This window comes from Sphingomonas silueang (assembly GCF_040049155.1).
Lineage (GTDB): Bacteria > Pseudomonadota > Alphaproteobacteria > Sphingomonadales > Sphingomonadaceae > Sphingomonas > Sphingomonas silueang.
Map to the genome: position 1 here is coordinate 174626 of NZ_JBDZDK010000004.1, position 20966 is coordinate 195591.

Annotated in this window: 21 protein-coding genes; 10 read left to right on the forward strand and 11 right to left on the reverse strand. The window is 70.2% G+C overall.

Annotated elements, in window-relative coordinates; translation table 11 throughout:
- The first annotated feature begins 24 nt into the window (after positions 1–24).
- The 5 genes from ABLE43_RS06220 to ribH are packed head-to-tail and all read left to right on the forward strand — an operon-like array spanning position 25 to position 3511.
- Positions 25–372: a hypothetical protein gene (locus ABLE43_RS06220; RefSeq protein WP_348977609.1), complete on the forward strand. Its 348-nt coding sequence runs from the start codon at positions 25–27 to the stop codon at positions 370–372.
- 26 nt (positions 373–398) lie between these two features.
- Positions 399–1346: a bifunctional diaminohydroxyphosphoribosylaminopyrimidine deaminase/5-amino-6-(5-phosphoribosylamino)uracil reductase RibD gene (gene ribD / locus ABLE43_RS06225; RefSeq protein ID WP_348977701.1), complete on the forward strand. Its 948-nt coding sequence runs from the start codon at positions 399–401 to the stop codon at positions 1344–1346.
- Between the two features lie 12 nt (positions 1347–1358).
- On the forward strand, positions 1359–1967 hold the full coding sequence (locus tag ABLE43_RS06230) for a riboflavin synthase (protein WP_348977610.1): 609 nt from the start codon (positions 1359–1361) through the stop codon (positions 1965–1967).
- Positions 1954–3084: a 3,4-dihydroxy-2-butanone-4-phosphate synthase gene (ribB, locus tag ABLE43_RS06235; protein WP_348977611.1), complete on the forward strand. Its 1131-nt coding sequence runs from the start codon at positions 1954–1956 to the stop codon at positions 3082–3084. Before ABLE43_RS06230 ends, ribB begins: the two co-directional genes overlap by 14 nt.
- Before the next feature lie 4 nt (positions 3085–3088).
- Positions 3089–3511, forward strand: a complete 423-nt coding sequence (ribH, locus tag ABLE43_RS06240; RefSeq protein WP_348977612.1) for a 6,7-dimethyl-8-ribityllumazine synthase — start codon at positions 3089–3091, stop codon at positions 3509–3511.
- A 127-nt stretch (positions 3512–3638) separates the two neighbouring features.
- Here the strand turns inward: ribH and ABLE43_RS06245 are convergent, their stop codons facing one another.
- Positions 3639–4256, reverse strand: coding sequence for a YbhB/YbcL family Raf kinase inhibitor-like protein (locus ABLE43_RS06245; RefSeq protein ID WP_348977613.1), 618 nt, complete (start codon positions 4254–4256; stop codon positions 3639–3641).
- 188 nt (positions 4257–4444) lie between these two features.
- On the opposite strand from ABLE43_RS06245, the gene ABLE43_RS06250 reads away from it, so the two are divergent.
- Entirely contained in the window at positions 4445–5485 is a 1041-nt protein-coding gene (locus tag ABLE43_RS06250; protein WP_348977614.1) for a patatin-like phospholipase family protein, read from the forward strand.
- A gap of 6 nt (positions 5486–5491) precedes the next feature.
- On the opposite strand, the gene ABLE43_RS06255 is transcribed toward ABLE43_RS06250, so the two are convergent.
- The 4 genes from ABLE43_RS06255 to ABLE43_RS06270 form a co-directional block, all read right to left on the reverse strand.
- The gene (locus ABLE43_RS06255) at positions 5492–5851 is read right to left on the reverse strand and encodes a Rieske (2Fe-2S) protein (RefSeq protein WP_348977615.1); all 360 of its coding nucleotides are present in this window, start codon (positions 5849–5851) and stop codon (positions 5492–5494) included.
- Complete coding sequence (hmgA, locus tag ABLE43_RS06260; protein ID WP_348977616.1) at positions 5848–7128, reverse strand: homogentisate 1,2-dioxygenase; 1281 nt, start codon at positions 7126–7128, stop codon at positions 5848–5850. Before hmgA ends, ABLE43_RS06255 begins: the two co-directional genes overlap by 4 nt.
- 210 nt (positions 7129–7338) lie before the next feature.
- Positions 7339–8406, reverse strand: coding sequence for a 4-hydroxyphenylpyruvate dioxygenase (gene hppD / locus ABLE43_RS06265; protein WP_348977617.1), 1068 nt, complete (start codon positions 8404–8406; stop codon positions 7339–7341).
- A gap of 59 nt (positions 8407–8465) precedes the next feature.
- Positions 8466–9356: a LysR family transcriptional regulator gene (locus tag ABLE43_RS06270; RefSeq protein ID WP_348977618.1), complete on the reverse strand. Its 891-nt coding sequence runs from the start codon at positions 9354–9356 to the stop codon at positions 8466–8468.
- Between the two features lie 90 nt (positions 9357–9446).
- Here ABLE43_RS06270 and ABLE43_RS06275 point away from each other — a divergent pair, with 90 nt between their 5' ends.
- Positions 9447–11537, forward strand: coding sequence for a malate synthase G (locus ABLE43_RS06275; RefSeq protein WP_348977619.1), 2091 nt, complete (start codon positions 9447–9449; stop codon positions 11535–11537).
- 110 nt (positions 11538–11647) lie between these two features.
- On the opposite strand, the gene ABLE43_RS06280 is transcribed toward ABLE43_RS06275, so the two are convergent.
- From ABLE43_RS06280 to ftsE, 4 genes are read right to left on the reverse strand one after another with little or no spacing between them, the layout of a single operon-like run.
- Positions 11648–12358, reverse strand: coding sequence for a lysophospholipid acyltransferase family protein (locus ABLE43_RS06280; RefSeq protein ID WP_348977620.1), 711 nt, complete (start codon positions 12356–12358; stop codon positions 11648–11650).
- Positions 12355–12894 (reverse strand): YdcF family protein, encoded by a 540-nt coding sequence (locus ABLE43_RS06285; protein ID WP_348977621.1) that lies wholly within the window; start codon positions 12892–12894, stop codon positions 12355–12357. The genes ABLE43_RS06280 and ABLE43_RS06285 overlap by 4 nt, the downstream gene beginning before the upstream one ends.
- A complete protein-coding gene (locus tag ABLE43_RS06290) occupies positions 12891–13769 on the reverse strand; it encodes a cell division protein FtsX (RefSeq protein WP_348977622.1) in 879 nt (292 codons plus the stop codon). The genes ABLE43_RS06285 and ABLE43_RS06290 overlap by 4 nt, the downstream gene beginning before the upstream one ends.
- Positions 13766–14470 carry a cell division ATP-binding protein FtsE gene (ftsE, locus tag ABLE43_RS06295; RefSeq protein WP_348977623.1) on the reverse strand — a complete coding sequence of 235 codons (705 nt, stop codon included), beginning with the start codon at positions 14468–14470 and terminating at the stop codon, positions 13766–13768. The genes ABLE43_RS06290 and ftsE overlap by 4 nt, the downstream gene beginning before the upstream one ends.
- Positions 14471–14630: 160 nt before the next feature.
- Between ftsE and ABLE43_RS06300 the strand changes: the two genes are divergently transcribed.
- Positions 14631–15434: a zinc-ribbon domain-containing protein gene (locus ABLE43_RS06300; protein WP_348977624.1), complete on the forward strand. Its 804-nt coding sequence runs from the start codon at positions 14631–14633 to the stop codon at positions 15432–15434.
- Between the two features lie 76 nt (positions 15435–15510).
- Here the strand turns inward: ABLE43_RS06300 and pdeM are convergent, their stop codons facing one another.
- Positions 15511–16173, reverse strand: a complete 663-nt coding sequence (pdeM, locus tag ABLE43_RS06305) for a ligase-associated DNA damage response endonuclease PdeM (RefSeq protein WP_348977625.1) — start codon at positions 16171–16173, stop codon at positions 15511–15513.
- Positions 16174–16445: 272 nt separating this feature from the next.
- Positions 16446–18863: a ligase-associated DNA damage response DEXH box helicase gene (locus ABLE43_RS06310; RefSeq protein ID WP_348977626.1), complete on the reverse strand. Its 2418-nt coding sequence runs from the start codon at positions 18861–18863 to the stop codon at positions 16446–16448.
- Positions 18864–18947: 84 nt separating this feature from the next.
- Between ABLE43_RS06310 and ABLE43_RS06315 the strand changes: the two genes are divergently transcribed.
- A complete protein-coding gene (locus ABLE43_RS06315; protein WP_348977627.1) occupies positions 18948–19421 on the forward strand; it encodes a hypothetical protein in 474 nt (157 codons plus the stop codon).
- 207 nt (positions 19422–19628) lie between these two features.
- Positions 19629–20966 carry an oligosaccharide flippase family protein gene (locus ABLE43_RS06320; protein ID WP_348977628.1) on the forward strand — a complete coding sequence of 446 codons (1338 nt, stop codon included), beginning with the start codon at positions 19629–19631 and terminating at the stop codon, positions 20964–20966.

Genomic DNA, 20966 nt, shown 5'->3' on the forward strand with positions numbered 1-20966 from the left:
CATCCGCCTATCTTGGGCAGCATCATGAGTCTGCTTCGCCTGTTCTCGCCCCTGCACGCGATCCGCGATTTCATCGGCTATGCGCGGACCCGGCGCCCCTATGAATGGTGGTTCCTGCTGCTGTCGATCGGCATCGTGCTGGTGATCGGCTGGGGCTTCGTCCACGATTCGCACTTCGAGCGGCCGTACAAGAAGGAAATTATCTATGTCGAAAGCTGGCCGCTGAACCGCAGCGATGCGGAGATCATCGCCCAGCAGAAGATCGACATGGAGAAACAGCGCGTCGCCACCGAGGAGTTCGAGCGTGAGCGGGCGAAGCGCCAGGCCGAATGGAAGCGGATCGACGACAAGCTGAACAGCTGGGGCATCTGACGCTGCCCCCGCCCGATCCGCGCCACATGGACGCGGCGCTGGCATTGGCCGAGCGCACGCGCGGGCGGACCGCGCCCAATCCCAATGTCGGCTGCGTCGTGACCGATGCGCAGGGCTGCGTCGTCGGGCGCGGCTGGACGCAGGCCGGCGGACGCCCCCATGCCGAGGCGATGGCGCTGGCACAGGCGGGCGAGCGTGCGCGCGGCGGCACCGCCCATGTCACGCTGGAGCCCTGCGCCCATGTCTCGCCGCGCGGCCCCGCCTGCGCCGACCTGCTGGTTCAAAGCGGCGTGGCGCGGGTGGTGGTGGCGCTGACCGATCCCGATCCGCGGACGAACGGGCAGGGTATCGCCCGGCTGCGCGCCGCCGGAATCGCGGTGGAGGTCGGCCTGCGCGCCGGGGCCGCCGCGCGATCGATGGCGGGATTCCTCACCCGCCGCCGCCTCGCCCGGCCGTTCGTCACGCTCAAGCTCGCCATGTCGCTCGACGGCGCGGTGTCGCGGCAGGACGGGCAGAGCCAGTGGATCACCGGTCCTGAAGCACGCGCGCACGGGCATCTGGAACGCAGTCGCCACGAATCGATCCTCGTCGGACGCGGTACCGCCGAGATCGATCGCCCGCGCCTCGACGTGCGGCTGCCGGGGCTGGAGGGTCGCAGCCCGGTGCGCGTGATGCTGTCGGCGGACAGCGTGACCGTGCCGGGCTTCACGCTGCTGCCGTCGATCGATGCGCTGGGCGACCTGACGGGCGACCATGTGCTGGTCGAGGGCGGCGCCGCCACCGCCGCCGCGCTGCTGCGCGCCGATGCGGTCGACCGGCTGCTGTTCTACCGTGCGCCGATCCTGATCGGCCATGGGCGGACCCTGCCCGACATCGGCCTTGCCGATCTGGCCCAGGCGCATGGCCGCTGGCGGCTGCACGACGCCCGCCACCTTGGCAGCGACCGGCTGGAAGTCTACGAGCGCGCGAGATAGGAGCCTGTCCCCGTGTTCACCGGAATTGTCAGCGACGTGGGTCGCATCGAATCGATCGGCGGCGCGCGCGACCTGCGCGTGCGGATCGGCTGCCACTATGACACGACGACGATCGACCTGGGCGCATCGATCGCCTGTTCGGGCGTCTGCCTGACCGTCGTCGACAAGGGGCCGGGCTGGTTCGCGGTCGACGTGTCGGGCGAGACGGTGTCGCGCACCGCCGCCGAGCAATGGGCCGAAGGACGCCCCCTCAACCTCGAGCGCGCGCTGAAGCTCGGCGACGAACTGGGCGGGCATATCGTCACCGGCCATGTCGACGGCACCGGCCATGTCGTCGGGGTCGAGGCGGCGGGCGATTCGACCCGCGTGACCGTTGCGATCGACCATGCGCTCAGCGCCTTCGTCGCGCCCAAGGGGTCGGTGACGATCGACGGCGTGTCGCTGACGGTGAACACCGTCGAGGACATGGCCGACGCCGCGCGCTTCACCGTCAACCTCATCCCCCATACCCAGGCGGTCACGACGCTCGGTACGCTGGCGGCGGGGCAGGCGGTGAATATCGAGATCGACGTGCTCGCCCGCTATCTGATGCGAATGGAACAAGTCCGTGGCCGAAACTGAACCGACGGGCCTCGCCCACGCCTTTCTCTCGTCGCCCGAAGAGATCATCGACGAGGCGCGCAACGGGCGGATGTTCATCCTCGTCGACGACGAGGACCGCGAGAACGAGGGCGATCTCGTGATCCCGGCGCAGATGGCGACGCCGGACGCGATCAACTTCATGGCGCGGTACGGGCGCGGGCTGATCTGCCTCGCGATGACCAGGGCGCGGACGCAGCAGCTCGGGCTCGACCTGATGGCGCGCAACAACGGCACGCGGCACGAAACCGCCTTCACCGTCTCGATCGAGGCGCGCGAGGGGGTGACGACCGGCATCTCCGCCGCCGACCGCGCCCGCACCATCGCCGTGGCGATCGATGCGTCGAAGGAAGCGTCGGAGATCGTGACGCCGGGGCACGTCTTTCCGCTGGTCGCGCGCGAGGGCGGGGTGCTGGTACGCGCGGGCCATACCGAGGCGGCGGTCGACGTGTCGCGCCTTGCCGGACTGAACCCCTCCGGCGTGATCTGCGAGATCATGAACGAGGACGGCACGATGGCGCGGATGGACGACCTCGTCGCCTTCGCGCAGCTGCACGGGCTGAAGATCGGCACGATCCGCGACCTGATCGCCTATCGCCGCCGCCACGACCATCTGGTCGAGAAGCGCGCCGAGACGGTGTTCGAGAGCGAATGGGGCGGGCAGTGGCGCGCCATGTCGTTCTGGAACAAGGCGACCGGCAGCGAGCAGGTGGCGCTGGTCAAGGGATTGATCGACCCGAGCAAGCCGACGCTGGTGCGGATGCACGCGCTGTCGCCCTTCGCCGACATGTTCGGCGAGGGCGGCGAGCGCGGCGGGCTGCTGCGTCGCTCGATGCAGATCATCGCGGACGAAGGCGCGGGCGTCGTCGTCGTCATCAGCAAGCCGCGCCCCGATTCGCTGGCGCTGGCGATCCATGCCCGCACCGGCGGCCCGGTGCCCGACATGGAGGAACTGCGCGATTACGGTGTGGGCGCGATGATCCTCAACGAACTGGGTGTCGAGGACATGGTCCTGCTCACCAACACTCATCACACGCTGGTCGGGCTCGACGGCTACGGCCTCAAGATCGTCGGCGAACGGCCGATCACGGAAAGGTAATCCCATGGCGCATGTGCTGATCGTCGAGGCGCGCTTCTACGACCATCTGAACGACCTGCTGATCGAGGGCGCGCGTGCCGCGATCGAGGCGGCGGGCCATACCCATGACACGATCACCGTACCCGGCGCGCTGGAGGTGCCCGGCGCGATCGCGATGGCCGATGCGGCGGAACGCTATGATGCGTTCGTGGCACTGGGCGTCATCATCCGCGGCGAAACCTATCATTTCGAGGTCGTCGCCAACGAAAGCGCGCGCGGGCTGATGAACCTCAGCCTAGAGGGGGTGCCGGTCGGCAACGGCATCCTGACCGTCGAGAACGAGGCACAGGCGCTGACCCGCGCCCGCCGCGACGAGAAGGACAAGGGCGGCGAGGCGGCGAAGGCCGCGCTGGCGATGCTCGCGCTGCGCGAGGTGCTGTCGGAATAGCGGCGCGCGCCACCCGCTCCCGAACCGTTCGTGTCGAGCGTAGTCGAGACACCGTGCGATGCGCCTGCGGCACGTCTCTCGGCTTCGCTCGGGACCAACGGAGTAAAACCCGGGCCGATCGCCGCTATTACGCGGTCGCGGTCGATCCCACCGGGCCGATGTCCACCGGTTCGTCGCGCGAATAGGTGCCGGTGAGCAGTCCGGCGGCAAGGACGCGGCCCTGCATCGCCTCCACCAGCGCGCTGCGGCCCGGATTGGGATCGAGGTCCGGCCCCTCGCCGAGCGCGAACAGCTGGAAGGCGTAGCGATGCTCGCCATGGCCGGTCGGGGGATCGGGCGGCAGCCAGCCTTCGCGGAAGTAGCTGTTGCGGCCCACGTCGCCGTGCGCGGCGCTGCCGTCGCCGTCGGGGCGGATCGCGCCTTCGGCCAGTTGCGCCTCGTGCGGCGGCAGATCCCACAGGATCGCATGGACCAGCGGCTGCGGCGACGGCGCATCGGGGTCTTCGACGATCAGCGCCAGCCGCACCGTGCCCGCGGGCACCCCGCGCCAGTGCAGCGGCGGCGATACCCCTTCGCCGTCGGCGGTGAAGCGTTCGGGCAGGCGTTGCCCGTCGGCAAAGGCGAGGCTGGCAAGGTCCATGCTCGCGAAATCGCCGAGCGCCGGATCGACGATCGTCAGCTTCGATGCCCCGGCGCGCACCCCGCGCAACAAGGCACCCAGCCATGCGGGTACGTGTTCGAGCATATCGCCGTCTCCTTCAAGCGCTGCCCCTGATAACTGGCGAAGGTCCGGCTGGGTCCGCGCGGGTCGGCGCATAATTTGGGCTTTGGGTTTCGCGCATCCAAACCGGACGTCGTCCGTTGTGCACCGCAGCAGGGCGGCGTCGACAGCCCTGCGCCAAGGGAGAGCCGTCGCCACCGGAGAGCAGCAGCATGACCCATTGCACCGATACCGATTCGCCGCGCCTGTCGCTCGCCCTGCAGGGGGGCGGCGCGCATGGTGCCTATGGCTGGGGCGTGCTCGACCGGCTGCTCGAGGAAGACTATCCGATCGTCGCGATCAGCGGGGCCAGCGCCGGGGCGCTGAACGGCACCGCGCTGGCGGTCGGGCTGACCACCGGCGGGCGGCAGGGCGCGCGCGAGGGGCTGGAGCGGTTGTGGCGCACGGTCGCGCGCTATTCGCCGCTCCAGGCGCTGGACAGCACCGCATGGACCGCGCCGCTGTTCGAGCCGTGGGTGCGCCGGTCGCTGGAGATCGGCAAGCTGTTCGGCCGCTATGTCGCGCCGCTGTCGCCCGGCCTGCGCGACATGGGGTCGCTGCGCGGGGTGGTGGCCGAGGCGATCGACCTGTCGGTGCTCCACCGCGACGACTGCGTGCCGCTGCACATCGCCGCGACGCGCGTGTCGAACGGGGCGGCGCGCATCTTTTCGGGCAGCGAGATCACCGTCGATGCGCTGATGGCGTCGGCCTGCCTGCCCGACCTGTTCGGTCCGGTCGAGATCGACGGCGAATGCTACTGGGACGGCGGCTTTTCCGCCAATCCTGCGCTCGAACCGCTGATCTTCGGCGGATGCGGGCAGAGCGACGTGCTGATCGTGCAGATCACCCCCTTCGCGACGCAGGGCACACCCGAATCGCTGGTCGAGGTGATGGGACGGATGAGCGACATCGGCTTCAACGCCTGTCTGCTGCGCGACCTGAAGGCGCTGACCGAGGTACAGGCGGTCGTGCGCCGCGCGCCGGAGGCTGCCGAGGCGTTCGGCCCGCTCGTCCACACCGGGCTGCACCTGATGGAAGCGCCGCATGCGCTGGCCCAACGCGGCCCGGCGGGCAAGATCGACACCCGCTGGTCGCAGCTCGAGGCGCTGCGCGACCTCGGCCGCGCGACGGCGGACGCATGGCTCCGCGCCAACGGGCATCGGCTCGGCAAGGGGTCGACGCTGACCGAACTGCCCGAGGCGGTCGCCGCCTGAGGCGGGTCAGGCGGTGACGATCGCGCCGTCCGCGACCGTCACCGGCCACGGCGTCAGCGCCTGTCCGGGGCAGGGGCCGCCGATGCAGCGCCCGCTGGCGATGTCGAACAGCGCGGCATGCCAGCTGCACGCGATCGCCTGGCCGTCGGGCGTCAGATACTGGTCGAGCGCCTGCGCCAGCGGCAGTCCCATGTGCGGGCAGCGATCGACATAGCCGACCACCGCGTCGCCGGTGCGCACAATAAAGCCGTGGAACCGACCGGCGCGCAGTTGCAGCACATAGTTGCGCGCCGCGCCCTCGGCCACGTCGGTCAGCGGCCCCAGCCTGACCCCCGCCGGGGTGGCGAACACCCGTTCGTCGCTCATCCGGGCAGCCGCGCCTTGGCGAAGCCGGTCCATACGTCGTCGTAATCGAGCTGCATCGTCGCACTGGTCATCGCCCAGCGCGTCGGGCGGACGACGTGGCGCGTCTCGAACATGAACGCCATGGTGTCGGCGATGCGATGCGGCGCGAGGTCGGCGGCGACCGCCTTGTCATAGCTTGCCTGATCGGGGCCATGGCCGTTCATCTGGTTGTGCAGCGACGCGCCGCCCGGCGCGAAGCCGCCTTCCTTCGCGTCATAGGCGCCCGTCACCAGCCCCATGAACTCGCTCATGACGTTGCGGTGGAACCACGGCGGGCGGAAGGTGTCCTCGGCGACCATCCAGCGCGGGGGAAAGATCACGAAGTCGCAATTGGCGGTGCCCGGCGTGTCGCTGGGCGAGGTCAGCACGGTGAAGATCGACGGATCGGGATGGTCGAACGACACGGTGTTGATCGTGTTGAAGCGGGTCAGGTCGTAGCGGCACGGCGTGAGGTTGCCGTGCCATGCCACCACGTCGAACGGCGAATGGTCGAGCGTGGTGGTCCACAGCGCGCCCTGAAACTTCTGGATCACCTCGGTCGGTTCGTCGCGATCCTCATACCATGCGGACGGCGTCTCGAAATCGCGCGGGTTGGCAAGGCCGTTGGCCCCGATCGGCCCCAAGTCGGGCAGGCGGAACAGGCCGCCGTAATTCTCGCAGACATAGCCGCGTGCCTGCCCGTCGGGCAGCGCCACGCGGAAGCGCACCCCGCGCGGGATCAGCGCGATCTGAAGCGGCGCAATGTCGATCCGCCCCATCTCGGTATCGATCGCCAGCGCGCCCTGCTGCGGCACGATCAGCAACTCGCCGTCGGCGGAGAAGAAGGCGCGCTCCATATCCCTGTTCGCGGCATAGAGGTGGATGCCGACCCCGCTCTGCGCCGCGACATCGCCGGTCGCGCCATAGGTGACAAGGCCGTCGACCCAGTCGGTCGGTACCTCGGGCAGCGGCAGCGGGTCCCAGCGCATCCGGTTGGGGCTGGGCGGCTCGGCGACCGGCGCGGATTGCAGGTTGGGCGCCCCGGCATAGGGCAGGAACGCGCCGTGATTGGCGGTCGGGCGCAGGCGATAGAGCCATGCGCGGCGGTTCTCGTGGCGCGGCGCGGTGAAGGCGGTGCCCGACAGCTGCTCGGCATAGAGGCCGAAGGGCACGTGCTGCGGGCTGTTGCGCCCGATCGGCAGCGCACCCGCGACCGCTTCGGTGGCGACATGATTGGCGAAACCGGGGTGGTAGGTCATGGGTACCTCATCGATCCTCCCCGGAACGGGGAGGGGGACCGTTCGCACCGCGAACGGTGGAGGGGGCGGGCCGCGGGCGGTGTGGCCTCCGCCCGCCGGGCCGTCAGTCGCGGCAGAGCCGCGCCTTGCGGCCCGGCTCCCCCCGCGCTGGCCGGTCGACGGCAGCGCCTGCGCGCTGCACCGCGACCGAAGCATGCGCTTCGGTCCTGGTCAGGCGTCGACCGTAATCACTCCGCGCCGGATCTGGTCCAGTTCGATGCTTTCGTACAGCGCCTGGAAATTGCCGTTGCCGAAGCCCTCGTTTCCCTTGCGCTGGATGATCTCGAAGAAGATCGGCCCGAACATCGGCTCGGTGAAGATCTGGAGCAGCAGCCCCTCGTCGCCGACATTGCCGTCGATCAGGATGCGGTTGCGGCGCAGTCGTTCGAGGTCCTCGCCATGGTTCGGCACGCGCTTGTCGACCAGTTCGTAATAGGTCTCGATCGTGTCCTGCAACTTCACGCCGCGCGCGCGCAGCTTCTCGACGGTCGCATAGATATCGTCGGTGGTGAAGGCGAGGTGCTGGATGCCTTCGCCGTTATAGTCGCGGATGAACTCCTCGATCTGGCTCTTGTCGTCCTGGCTTTCGTTCAGCGGGATGCGGATCGCCTTGTCCGGCGCGATCATTGCCTGGCTGAACAGGCCGGTCGCCTTGCCCTTGATGTCGAAATACTTCTGTTCCTCGAACCCGAAGATCTGGTTGTAGAAGGCGGCCCAGGTCCGCATCTGCCCGCGCTTGACGTTGTGGGTCAGGTGGTCGAGCAGGTCGAGCCCGACGTTGTTCTCGGCCTCCGCCTGTGCCGCGCCCGGCACCGGTTCCCAGTCGTCGTACAGCGAACCCGCGTCGCCATGCCGGTCGATCAGGTACAGCAGCGACCCGCCGATCCCTTCCAGGACATAGCCCTGCCCGAGCGCGCCGCGCGCGGGATCGGCGGGCCTGGCACCGCGCGCGACCGCCGCGTCATACGCCGCCTTCGCGTCCGCCACGCGGAACGCCATGCCCGCCGCCGAGGGGCCATGCGCCGCGGCGAATTCGGCGGCATGGCCGTCTTCGATGCCGTTCAGCAGCAGGTTGATCCGCCCCTGCTTGTAGCGGGTGACGTTGCGCGTCGGGTGCTTCGACGCCGCGACGAAGCCGAACTGTTCGAGCTGCCGCCCCATGCGCGCGACATCGGGCGCGGTGAATTCGCAGAACTCGAACCCGTCGAGGCCCAGCGGGTTGACGTCCATATGCTCCATCGTCGCATCCTCTCATTTCGTATCAATTGATACGATGCTGCGCCCGGCGGCAGGACGAGTCAAGCCTGCGCCCAGGGTTCGGCGGCGATGCGCGCGGCGAGATGGTCGACGAATGCGGTGACGGCGGGCAGCGGGTGCGGCCCGTGCAGCGCATGGATCGCAAGATCGGGCGGCCCCTCCCATCCGGGCAGCAGCCGCACCAGCCGCCCCGCGTCCAGCAGGTCGCCGACATCCCAGAGCGAGCGCAGCGCGATGCCGACCCCGGCCAACGCCAGTTCGCGGACGATCTCGCTCGAATCGGTGCGGACATGGGAGGTGCCGGTGACGATCGCGCGGCGACCGGGACGCAGCAGCCGCCACGGCAACTGCCCGTCCGCCGCCAGCAGCCGGTGCTCGGCCAGATCGTCGGGGCCTGCCGGAACGCCCCGCTCGGCCAGATAGGCAGGGGCTGCGCAAACGATCCGCCGGTTCGCCGCCAGCCGCCGCGCGGCATAACCCGGCGGCACCTCGGCGGTGATGCGGATCGCGCAATCGATCCGTGCGGCGGCGAGATCGACATAGCCGTCCGACAGCAGCAGTTCGGGTGCAACGGCAGGGTGCGCGCGCAGGAAATCGCCCAGATGCGGCGCGACGTGCAGCCGCGCGAACGAGGTGGGCGCGGCGATCCGCAACCGGCCCGAAGGCACCGCCGCCGCCCCGCTCGCCCGTGCTTCCGCCGCCGCCAGCGCCGCCAATATGTCGCTGAGGTCGGCGTGCAGCCGCGTGCCCGCCGCGGTCGGCTGCATCCGCCGCGTCGTCCGCTCGATCAGCCGCACGCCAAGCCGCGCCTCCAGCCGCTGCAACCGCTTCGAGGCGGCGCCGGGCGTCAGGCCGTGCAGCCGGGCAGCGGCGGCGATGCTGCCCGAATCGACGATCGCGACGAACAGCCCATGGTCGGGATCGGGGATCATTGCTTCCTCCGGCGAACGACTGTGCTGCGGTCATGCGCGCTACCGATGCGAATGGCGAGCGGCTATGTCGGTCCCACCAAGGAGGATGCGATGCCCGAGACCTATGTCGACCGCGCCGGATTGCAGGTCGCCGAACCGCTGGCCGACTTCATCGAACGTCAGGTGCTGCCCGGCACGGGGATCGAGGCCGCGCCCTTCTGGTCGGGGGCCGCGGCGATTCTCGCCCGCTTCGCACCGGAAAACCGCGCACTGCTGGCGAAGCGCGATGCGTTGCAGGAACGGCTCGACGGCTGGTTCGCGGCCCGCGCCGGACAGGCGATCGACCCGGCAGAACAGGCGGCGTTCCTGCGGGAGATCGGCTATCTCGTTCCCGAACCCGCGCCCTTCGCCATCGATCCGCAGAATGTCGATCCGGAGATCGCGACGCTGGCCGGGCCGCAGCTGGTCGTCCCGATCCTGAACGCCCGCTTCCTGCTCAACGCCGCCAATGCGCGCTGGGGCAGCCTGTACGACGCGCTCTACGGCACCGATGCGATCCCCGGAGCGGCGGCGGGCGGCGGCTATGACGCGGCTCGGGGTAGGCAGGTCATCGCCCGCGCACGCGACTTCCTCGACGAAGCGGTGCCGCTCTCGGCAGGCAGCTGGCACGACTGGCAGGGGGGCGACCCGCGCCTCGCCGATCCGACGCAATGGGTTGGGCGGGCGGGGGACAAGCTGCTGCTGCGCCACCACGGGCTACACATCGAACTGGTGATCGATCGCGACCATCCGATCGGGCGGCATGACCCGGCGGGGCTGGCCGATGTCCTGCTCGAATCGGCGCTGACCACCATCTGCGATCTGGAGGATTCGGTCGCGGCGGTCGATGCGGCGGACAAGGTGGCGGCCTATGCCAACTGGCTGGGGCTGATGCAGGGCAATCTGTCGGCGCGCTTCGCCAAGGGCGGGCGGCAGGTCACGCGGACGCTGGCCGACGACCGGACCTATACCGCGCACGACGGCGGCACGATCATCCTGCCGGGCCGCTCGCTGCTGTTCGTCCGCAACGTCGGCCATCTGATGACCACGCCCGCGATCCGGCTGGTGGACGGGGGCGAGGCGCCCGAGGGGATCGTCGATGCGATCGTCACCAGCCTGATCGCGCTGCATGACGTGCAGGGCGCGCGCGCCAACAGCCGTGCCGGATCGATCTACATCGTCAAGCCCAAGCAGCACGGGCCGGAGGAAGTCGCCTTCACCGACGCATTGTTCGATGCGGTCGAGGATCTGCTGGCGCTGCCCCGTCACACGATCAAGGTCGGGGTGATGGACGAGGAGCGGCGCACCTCGGCCAATCTGGCGGCGTGCATCCATGCGGTGCGCCACCGGATCGTGTTCATCAACACCGGTTTCCTCGACCGCACCGGCGACGAACTGCACAGCGCGATGCGTGCGGGTGCGATGATCCCCAAGGGCGAGATGAAGGGCGCGGACTGGATCGCGGCCTATGAGGATCGCAACGTCCAGATCGGGCTTGCCTGCGGCCTCGGGCAGCGCGCGCAGATCGGCAAGGGGATGTGGGCCGCGCCCGACCGGATGGGGCACATGCTCGACCAGAAGATCGCGCATCCCCGCAGTGGTGCCAGCACCGCGTGGGTGCCGTCACCGACTGCCGCGACGCTGCATGCGCTGCACTATCACATGGTCGATGTCGCCGCGCGTCAGGCGGCACGCGCCGCCGAACCGGTCGCGGCGCTCGAGCGGCTGCTGACCGTCCCGGTCGCCCACGGACGCAACTGGGATGCGGCGGAGGTCGCGCGCGAGCTGGACAATAATGTCCAGGGCATCCTCGGCTATGTCGTGCGCTGGATCGATCAGGGGATCGGCTGTTCCAAAGTGCCCGACATCCACGACGTCGGCCTGATGGAGGACCGCGCGACGCTGCGCATCTCGTCGCAGCATGTCGCCAACTGGCTGCTGCACGGCGTCTGCACCCCTGCCGATGTCGATGCGGCGTTCGCGCGGATGGCGGCGAAGGTCGATGCGCAGAACGCCGCCGACCCGGCCTATCGCCCGCTCACCGGCAGCGACGGCCCGGCGATCCGCGCGGCACGGGCGCTGGTGTTCGAGGGGCTGACGCAGCCCAACGGCTATACCGAGCCGCTGCTCCATGCGTACCGCGCCGAGGCGAAGGCGGGGTAGCACCTTGTCATTCCCGCGCAGGCGGGAATCCATAGCCACCAACGTATCCCTTCAAACCGCAACGGCTGCGTCTATGGATTCCCGCCTGCGCGGGAATGACGATTTTTCAGTTAGACCACCACCGTGCCGCCCCCCGCCGGTTCCAGCGCGTTGATCGCGGCGTGCACCCGCGTTTCGATCTCGTCGCGCGGCAGGCCCGGCGGGATGGGCGGCAGGAAGCGGATGGTGACGACCCCCGCCCGGCTCGGCCCCCGGCGCGGCATGCACCGCCCGCTGTCGAGCGCGACCGGCACCACCGGCATGCCGAGCGCCTTGTACAGCCCGGCGAAGCCCGAGCGCAGCGGCGGTGCCTCGCCCACCGCCACCCGCGTGCCTTCGGGAAAGATCAGCACCGGACGCCCCTCGGCCCGCGCCACCGCCGCTTCCTTCAGCATCGACCGCAGCGCCTGTGCCGAGGCATCGCGATCGACCGGAATCGCGCCATAGGCCCGCGCCGCCCGGCCCCAGAAGGGCATGTCGGCCAGTTCGCGCTTCAGCACGATCAGCGGGCCGTCGATCCGCTCGGCCATTTCCAGCGTCTCGAACATCGCCTGGTGCTTCACCGCGAACAGGCAGGGGCCGGGCGGGATCAGGCCCTCCACCCGCACCCGCACCCCCAGGATCCAGCGCGCGAGGAAGCGGTGGACCCGGATCCACACATGGGCGTGCGTGTGCATCGCCCCCCGCCCGAACCGCGCGGAGACGGGCGCGCTCAGCACGATCGGCACTGACAGGGTGTAGAACACCACCCGGAACAGCCATGTCCTACCCCATGCGATCACAGGTCGATCCCCAGCCGCATCACGATCCCGCGAACCACATATTTGTTATATTCCGCAAACAGCAGCCCGAACCCCGGATGCCCCGGCACCGGATCGCGCACCACCTCGACCGAATTGCCCAGCGCATGGCGCAGCTCCATCGCCGCGCGCGCCATGTGCCAGTTGGACGTGACCAGCCGGACCGAGCGATAGCGGTTGCGCCGCACCCATTCCGCCGTCTCGTCGGCGTTCGACCGGGTATCGACCGCGTCGTGCCCCAGATCGACGCAGCAACGGAACAGCCGCCGCGGGCCCTTGACCGCCGCCGCCAGCTCCATCGGGCGGACATCGGGATCGACCCCCGTCACCAGCATCCGCGTGGCGCGCCCCTGTTCCAGCAGCGCCAGCCCGTGCTCGATCCGTCCGGGGCCGCCGGTCGGCACGACGATGCCGTCGGTCCGCACCGCATCGGGCAGCGATTGCGGCAGCGTCACCGCGAACAGCGCGAAGCCCAGTGCATAGGCCAGCAGCAGCAGCGAGAGGATGCGCCCGGTCACAGCACGCGCGCCAGCCGGCGCAGCACCGCGAACCGCGCCGCCAGCATCGCCAGCGCGGTGAAGGCGAAGGGCAGCAGCGCGATCGCCCCCCAGTCGAGGGCCCCGAGCGTCACGCCGCCCACCCACTGCGAATCGAGCGCGCCCAGCCGCACCCCGACGAAGGCGACGACCAGCGCGCCCGACAGCACGCCGATCAGCGCGCCGGTCAGCGTGTCGTGCGCGACGCGCCGCTGGAACAGGCGGGCGATCTGGCGGTCGGTCGAACCCAGCATGTGCAGGATGTCGATCGTTCCGCGATGCGTGTCCAGCCCCGCGCGCGCCGAAAGCAGCACCACGGCGGCGGTCGCGCTCGCCATCAGCAGCACCAGCGCGAGCGATACCCAGCCGATCAACGCGATCAGCCCGCGCACCGGCGCCAGCCACGTCGCATGGGCATCGACGCGCACGTCCGGCGCGGTCGCCCGGGCGAGTGCCGCGACCCGCCGGGCGGCACCGTCGTCGCCGCGCGTCACGTCCACGTCGATCATCGCCGGGATCGGAATGTCCGAATCGAGCCCCGCCTCGCCCAGCCACGGTTGCAGCAGCGCGGCGAGCCGCCCGCGGTCGACCTCCGCCGCGCGGGTCACGTCGCGCGATGCGCGCAGCCGGGCGAGCAGCCGCGCGACCGCCGCGTCGCGCATCGCCGCATCGCCCGCGATCACCTGCACCGTCAGCCGCGAGGCCAGTTGCCGGTCGAGCGCACGGCCCGCGCCGCCGGTGGCGAGGCCGAGCGCGGCGGCCAGCGTGGTCAGGAAGACCATGATCGCCATGATCCACACCATCGCACGGCGGCCCTGCGCATCGTCGAGCAGCGGCTGTCCCGCGGCCCTGCTCATCGCACCCGCTCCGGCGGATGGCGCAGCGTGCCGGTGGGATCGGACAGCCGCCCCCGGTCCAGCCGCATCAGCCGCGCCTGCGGCACGCGGTGGAGCAGGTGATAGTCGTGCGTCGCCATCACCACCGTCGTACCCAGCCGGTTGAGCGACTCGAAGAGCTTGAGCAACCGCTCGGCCATTTCGGGATCGACGTTGCCGGTCGGTTCGTCGGCGATCAGGATTTCGGGCCGGTTGATGACCGCGCGGGCGATGGCGACGCGCTGCTGCTCGCCGCCCGACAGCGTGGCGGGACGCGCGTCGGCGCGGTCGGACAGGCCGATCCACGCCAGCATCTCGCCCACCGGCTCGGCGATCGCGCTTTCGGCCATGCCGCTGACCCGGAGCGGCAGCGCGATATTGTCGCGTGCCGACAGGTGCGGCACCAGCCGGAAGTCCTGGAATACCACGCCGATCCGGCGGCGAAAGCCGGGCAGGCGCGCGCGCGGGGCCAGCACCATATCCTCGCCGAACAGGCGGATGACGCCCCGGCTGGGCCGCTGCGCCAGATAGAGGAGGCGCAGCAGCGAGGTCTTGCCCGCGCCCGACGGCCCCAGCAGGAAGTGGAACGATCCCTCGGCCAGCGAGAAGCTGAGGTCGCTCAGCGTCTCCTCGCCATGGCCATAGCGCAGGCCGACATTGTCGAATTGAACGATGCTGGCCACGTCCGCCCTTGATGTCGCGCTCGCTGCGCCAATCGCACAAGCCGCGATCCGCCTCAAGCCGGACCGATAGCGCCTTGCCATCGGCGGGCACGAACCCCTAGGTTCGCAGCCCTCGTCGCGGGTATGCGGCGCGGGGTTCGGTATCGGGGGTATGGGGACGATGATCCTCGAATGTACGCAATGTCACATGCGCTATCTGGTCGCGGACACCGCGATCGGCCCGGCGGGGCGGACGGTGCGTTGCGCAGGATGCCGGCATAGCTGGTTCCAGCCGCCCGCGATGCTCGATCTGGGCGCCGGCAACATCGTCGCGCCCGAAGCCCCGGTCGCAGAGGCGTCTGCCCCGGTCGCGCGCACCGCGCTTCCGGTCGAGCCGGTGGCACCGCCGCGCCCCGAACCCGTCGCCGAAGCACCGCGCCCGGCGCCGCTGCGCTCGCGCACCGGCGACGATGCGCTGCGCCGCTATGTCGATCCGGCGGCGGAGCGTCCCGATCCGGTGGCGGAGGAGGCCGGTCCCCGCCGTACCGCCTTCACCCCGCGCCGCAATCCCGCGCGGCGTCGCACCGCGATCGCGGTCGCGGCTGGGGTCGCGATGCTCGGCGGGGTGGGGGCGATCCTCTACACCGGCACGCCGGGCATCGCGCAGCAGTTCGGCCTGCCGATCGGGCCGCCGGAGATTCCGCTGACACTGTCGATCGCCGCGCCCGAACGGCGGCTGCTGTCGAGCGGCAACGAGCTGTTCGCGGTATCGGGCCGCATCCTCAACCCGACCCGCGTCCGCCACCGCATCCCCGATATCCGCGCGGTGCTGAAGGATGCGCAGGGGAAGATGGTCTACAGCTGGACGATCAAGCCGCAGACCCGCGTGATCGGCCCCAACGGCAGCCTCGCGTTCAACAGCGCGGCGCTCGACGTGCCCGCCAATTCCAGGAAGCTCGAACTGAGCTTCGCCTCGGGGATATAGGACCGGTCGGCGTTCCGTGCCCGTTCGTCACCCCGGACCTGTTCCGGGGTGACGAACGGAGTTCCGATCCCCCCGCCTACGCCGCCAGCGGAAAGCGCAGCAGCCGGTCGTCGAGCGCGATCAGCGCCTCCGCACCGCTGCCCACCGCACGCACGATCTCGGGATGGCGGGCGTCCAGCCCGCCGGTCAGCGAACCGAAGGCGGGCAGGATCAGCTTGGTCGCGCTCGCCACGAAGCAGCGGCGCGATACCGCCCGGCCGCGTACCGAGACGCGGAACTTGGGATGGAAATGCCCCGACAGCTCGGGCCGGGTGTCGGCCGCATCGGCTTCGTGGCGCAGCACGATCCCGTCCACCACCGCCTCGGCCACGACCCGCCCGCCGCAATGGTCGGCGACGACGGGATCGTGGTTGCCGGTGATCCACGTCCAGTCGAGCCGTCCGGTCAGCGCGCGCAGCCGCGCCTGCGCCGCCGCGGGCAGCCGGTCGCACCCGGCGCTGTCGTGGAAACTGTCGCCCAGGCACCAGAGTTCGCGGGGCCGGGTCCGCGCCACCAGCGCCTCGATTCCGGCCAGCGTCTCGAGCGAATCATAGGGCGGCAGCATCTGCCCGAACTGCGCGAACCAGCTCGCCTTCTCGAAATGCAGGTCGGCGAGCAGCAGCGCGCGGCGTTGCGGCCAAAAGAGCGCGCCTTCGCGCAGCGCGGCGAAATCCTGTCCGGCGAACGAAAGGCGAACCATGGGTCGGCGCTATGCCGCAAGGGCGGCGGCGGCTCAAGGCTCGGGGGTGCAACGATCGCGGAACGGGAAAGAAGGTCGGTTCACGCGGAGGCGCGGAGGGGATGTGTTCTTGGCAAGGTCACGCGGACGGAAGACATTTTCCCGTACTGCACCGATGGATAGAGGCCGCTGGCGCGGATGACGCTACCGCGGGCGCAACATCTCCGCGCCTCCGCGCGAACAACCTTCTCTTCTTCCTTCGCGTCGTCGCGCCTTCGCGTGAATCAACCCTGTTACCCCATCGCCTCCGCCGCCAGCGCCTCGGCCTCCGCCAGCAGCGCGTCCTCGCCCGACGACCCCTGCTCGACCCGTTCGCGCCCGATCAGCACCAGCACCGGCACCGCCAGCGGGCTCACCCGGTCGAGCGCGACGTGCCGCATCCGCGCCTGCGCCGTCTCCAGCAGCGTCGCCAGCCGCCCGACATCGGTCATCCGCGCGCGCGCATCCTCCCACGCCGCCTGCAGCAGCAGATGGCCCGGCTCGTACTTGCGCAGCACGTCGTAGATCAGGTCGGTCGAGAACGTCACCTGCTTGCCGGTCTTGCGCTTGCCGGGATGCTGGCGCTCGACCAGCCCGCCGATCACCGCCACCTCGCGGAATGCGCGTTTGAGCAGCGCCGACTGCTGCACCCAGTCGACGAACTCATGCTCGAGGATGTCGGGGGAGAACAGCGCCTCCGGATCGGCGATTGGCTCCAGCCCGTAGCACGCCAGCGCATAGTCGCTGGACACGAAGCCCAGCGGCTTCAGCCCCATCGCCTCCATCCGTCGCGTCACGAGCATGCCGAGCGACTGGTGCGCGTTCCACCCCTCGAAGCTGTAGGCGACGAGATAATGCCGCCCCTCGCGCGGGAAGGTCTCGACCAGCAATTCGCCGGGGCGCGGCAGCACCGATCGCCGCGCCTGTATCTCCAGCCAGTCGCGCACGTCGTCGGGAAACCGATGCCATTCGCTTGGGGAGGCAAGGAAGCCGCGCACCCGCTCGGCGAGGTTGGTCGACAGCGCCATGCGCGTGCCGCCATATTTGGGGATGCGCGCCGGGCGGCTGGTCGCGCGGACCAGCAGGTCGGTCAGCTCGATCTGCACGACCTCGAGGCTCATCCCCGCGAAGAAGAAGGTATCGCCCGGCGAGAGCGTCGAGGCGAAATATTCCTCGACCGTGCCCAGCCGCCGCCCGTTCCTGAACCGCACGTCCAGCGTCGGCGCATCGACGATGATCCCGGCGTTCAGCCGGTGCTGCGCGACGAACCCGGGCCTGGTGACATGCCATAGGCCGTCCGTGCCCAGCCGCAGCCGCCTGAACCGGTCATAAGCCTTCAGCGCATAGCCGCCCTCGGCGATATAGTGCAGCACCCGGTCGAACGTGTCGGCATCGAGCGCGGAATAGGGCAGGGCGCCGCGCACCTCGTCCAGCATGTCGGCGGCGGCGAAGGGTGCTGCACAGGCACAGCCCATCAGATGCTGCGCCAGCACGTCGAGGCTGCCGGGGCGGAAGCGGTCGGGGTCCAGCTCGCCCGCCGCCACCGCGTCCAGCGCCGCCTGCGCCTCGAGGAACTCGAACCGGTTGCCCGGCACCAGCACCGCCTTCGACACCTCGTCCAGCCGGTGGTTGGCGCGGCCGATGCGTTGCAGGAGCCGCGACGATCCCTTGGGTGCGCCCATCTGGATCACGCAGTCGACATCGCCCCAGTCGACGCCGAGGTCGAGGCTGGCGGTCGCGACCAACGCGCGCAGCTTGCCGTCGGCCATCGCCTGCTCGACCTTGCGCCGCGCCTCGCGGTCGAGGCTGCCGTGATGGACGCCGATCGGCAGCTGCCTGTCGTTCGCCTTCCACAGATCCTGGAAGATCAGCTCGGCAAGGCTGCGGGTGTTGCAGAACACGATGGTGGTGCGATGCGCCTCGATCTGCGCCATCACCTGCTGCGCGGCATAGCGACCCGAATGGCCGCTCCACGGGATGCGGTCGGTCGGCAGCAGGATACGGATGTCGGGTTCGGCCCCCGGCTCCCCCTCGACCAGCGTCACCGCATCGATATCGCCGTCGGGGGCCAGCCATGCGCGATAGCCGTCGGGGTCGGCGACCGTCGCTGACAGCGCGACCCGGCGCAGGTCGGGTGCCAGCCGCTGCAACCGCGCGAGGCTCAGCGCCAGCAGATCGCCGCGCTTGTCGGTGGCGAAGGCGTGCACCTCGTCGATCACGATCGTGCGCAGTCCGGCGAACAGCGCGGGTGCATCGGGATAGGACAGCAGCAGGCTGAGCGATTCGGGCGTGGTCAGCAGGATGTGCGGCGGTTTGGCGCGCTGGCGTGCCTTGCGGTCCGACGGGGTGTCGCCGGTGCGCGTCTCGACCCGGACGGGCAGGCCCATCTCGGCGATGGGGGACAGCAGGTTGCGCTGCACATCGACCGCCAGCGCCTTCAGCGGCGAAATGTAGAGCGTGTGCAACCCCTCGCGCGGGGCCTCGATCAGTTCGGCCAGCGTCGGCAGGAAGCCCGACAGCGTCTTGCCCGCACCCGTGGCGGCGACCAGCAGCGCGTGCCGCCCGGCCCGCGCCGCCGCCAGCATCGCGCGCTGGTGCCGCCGGGGTGCCCAGCCGCGCGCGGCGAACCAGTCGGTAAGGGGGGCGGGGAGGCTATCTTCCACCCCGACCATGTAGGCAGCCGTGCCCCGATGCGGAAGCGGCGCGGACGTGATAGGCGGCGTGCGGGACATTCCGTCGCCTTCGGGAATATGTCGATGCTCGCCCTGCTCCTCGCCGCCCTTCAGGCTCCGGCCTGCCCCGCCACCCCGGCCCCGCTGCCCGCATCGCTGACCGGCTGGAGCGTCGCGCCGCCGATCGCTGCCGGACGCGGCGCGGAAGCTGCCGCCGCCGTGCCGATCGGACGCAGCGTCCGCGCGACGCTCACCCCGCAATCGGCGGTGCGCTTCGCGGTGGCCCCCGCCAGGCCCGGCGCGGCCGATGCGCGGGGCGGCGTGTTCGCGGTGACGGTGGTAAAGGCCGGGCGCTACCGCGTGGCACTCGGCACGGCGGCGTGGATCGATGTCGTCGCGGGGGGCAGGTCGCTCGCCTCGGTCGCGCACGGCCATGGCCCGGCGTGCTCGGGCATCCGCAAGATGGTGGATTTCGATCTCTCGCCGGGCCGCCACCTGATCCAGATCGCCGGGAGCGCCGATCCGGCGGTCACGCTGCTGGTGACGCCGCTTCCCTGATTGTCCGTTGGCGGAAGCCATGATGCCGCCTAGAGCGTGGCGGCAGCGTGCTTGCCCGTTCGTCCTGAGTAGCCATTGAGCGAAGTCGAAATGGCGTATCGAAGGACCGTCTTGGGGCAGGTGCTTCGATACGAGGCTTCGACAGGCTCAGCCTCTACTCAGCACGAACGGGTCCGCATGACGTCATCATGCTCTGGAAAGGCCGCGATGGGCGACACCAACTCTTCGATCGCGGGCAAGTCGGTGTGGACGATGGGCGTCTATGTCGCGTCGCTCACCATCCGCTTCGGCGGCAACATCGCGCTGTCGCGGCTGCTGGGGCCGGAGATCATGGGCGTGGCGGTGATCGCGCAGGCGATCCGCACCGGCAGCGAGCTGCTGACCGACTTCGGCTTCGAGCAGAATGTCGTGCGCAGCGCGCAGGGCGAGGTGCAGGCGTTTCTCGACACCATCTGGACGATGCAGATCCTGCGCGGGCTGATCGTGTCGCTCGCCTGCCTCGCGCTGTCGCCGCTGCTCGCCGCCTTCTATCGCATCGATCCGCCGCTGCTGATGGCGATCAGCGCGGTGCCGCTGCTGGGATCGCTCATGTCGACCTCGCTGTTCAGCATGGCGCGGCGGCTGGACGTGCGCTCGCGCAACCTGTTCGAGGTGAGCGCCGAGGCGATCGGCTTCGCGATCACCGTCTCGCTGGCCCTCGTCCTGCGCAACGTCTGGGCACCGATCCTCGCGATCCTGCTGTCGATCGCGGCGCGTTCGGCACTCACCTATGCGCTGCCGCACCGCCGCCCGCGGCTGCGCTTCGACCGGGTGCACGCGACCGAGATCTTCCATTTCAGCAAATGGATCATGCTCGCCTCGTTCGCGCTCTATGCGGCGGTGTTCATCGACCGGCTCTATCTCGCCCGCGTGCTGCCGCTTGCCACGCTGGGCCTCTACGGCCTTGCGCGGGTCATCGCCGAACTGCCCAACATCGTCGCCGGGCGGCTGGCGTTCCAGATCGTCTTTCCCTTCGTCGCGAAGCATGACGCCGATCCTGCGGCGGGCGCGATGGTACGGCGCGAGCTGGGCCGGGCGCGGCGCGGGTTCCTGTTGCTGGTCGTCGTCGGGGTCGCGGGGGTGATGACGGTGGCGGACATCGCCGTCCGCCTCGTCTACGGGCCGAACTTCGCCGCCGCCGGATGGATGCTGTGCCTGCTCCTCGCCAGCGGCTGGGTGTCGGTGCTGGCCTCGCTCAACGAGGCGATCGTCTATGGCCGGGGCGCGCCGCGCAATGTCAGCGCCGCCAATCTGGTGCGCTTCGCGGTGATGGCGGCGGCGCTGCCGGTGGGGTTCACGCTCGGCGGGCTGCCCGGCGCGATCCTCGCGCTGCCCGCGGGCGAGGGGGTGCGCTACCTGATCCTGTTACGCCCGCAGCGCTCCGCCGGGCTGTCGTTCCTGCGGCAGGATGCGGCGATGACGCTTGCGCTGTTCGGCGTCTTCGCGGCGGGCGTAGCGATCCGCGCCGGGCTGGGCTTGGGCGTGCCGTGGGCGCTGATGCCGTAA

What these genes read in the sequence shown, in the direction of transcription:
- ABLE43_RS06220 (WP_348977609.1), top strand. Translation starts at nt 25, where the DNA reads ATGAGTCTGCTTCGCCTGTTCTCGCCCCTGCACGCGATCCGCGATTTC.
- ABLE43_RS06310 (WP_348977626.1), bottom strand. Translation starts at nt 18,863, where the DNA reads ATGGTCGGGGTGGAAGATAGCCTCCCCGCCCCCCTTACCGACTGGTTC.
- ABLE43_RS06275 (WP_348977619.1), top strand. Translation starts at nt 9,447, where the DNA reads ATGCCCGAGACCTATGTCGACCGCGCCGGATTGCAGGTCGCCGAACCG.
- ribD (WP_348977701.1), top strand. Translation starts at nt 399, where the DNA reads ATGGACGCGGCGCTGGCATTGGCCGAGCGCACGCGCGGGCGGACCGCG.
- ABLE43_RS06245 (WP_348977613.1), bottom strand. Translation starts at nt 4,256, where the DNA reads ATGCTCGAACACGTACCCGCATGGCTGGGTGCCTTGTTGCGCGGGGTG.
- hmgA (WP_348977616.1), bottom strand. Translation starts at nt 7,128, where the DNA reads ATGACCTACCACCCCGGTTTCGCCAATCATGTCGCCACCGAAGCGGTC.
- ABLE43_RS06255 (WP_348977615.1), bottom strand. Translation starts at nt 5,851, where the DNA reads ATGAGCGACGAACGGGTGTTCGCCACCCCGGCGGGGGTCAGGCTGGGG.
- ABLE43_RS06270 (WP_348977618.1), bottom strand. Translation starts at nt 9,356, where the DNA reads ATGATCCCCGATCCCGACCATGGGCTGTTCGTCGCGATCGTCGATTCG.
- ABLE43_RS06300 (WP_348977624.1), top strand. Translation starts at nt 14,631, where the DNA reads ATGATCCTCGAATGTACGCAATGTCACATGCGCTATCTGGTCGCGGAC.
- ABLE43_RS06250 (WP_348977614.1), top strand. Translation starts at nt 4,445, where the DNA reads ATGACCCATTGCACCGATACCGATTCGCCGCGCCTGTCGCTCGCCCTG.
- ABLE43_RS06315 (WP_348977627.1), top strand. Translation starts at nt 18,948, where the DNA reads ATGCTCGCCCTGCTCCTCGCCGCCCTTCAGGCTCCGGCCTGCCCCGCC.
- ABLE43_RS06290 (WP_348977622.1), bottom strand. Translation starts at nt 13,769, where the DNA reads ATGAGCAGGGCCGCGGGACAGCCGCTGCTCGACGATGCGCAGGGCCGC.
- ABLE43_RS06320 (WP_348977628.1), top strand. Translation starts at nt 19,629, where the DNA reads ATGGGCGACACCAACTCTTCGATCGCGGGCAAGTCGGTGTGGACGATG.
- hppD (WP_348977617.1), bottom strand. Translation starts at nt 8,406, where the DNA reads ATGGAGCATATGGACGTCAACCCGCTGGGCCTCGACGGGTTCGAGTTC.
- pdeM (WP_348977625.1), bottom strand. Translation starts at nt 16,173, where the DNA reads ATGGTTCGCCTTTCGTTCGCCGGACAGGATTTCGCCGCGCTGCGCGAA.
- ribH (WP_348977612.1), top strand. Translation starts at nt 3,089, where the DNA reads ATGGCGCATGTGCTGATCGTCGAGGCGCGCTTCTACGACCATCTGAAC.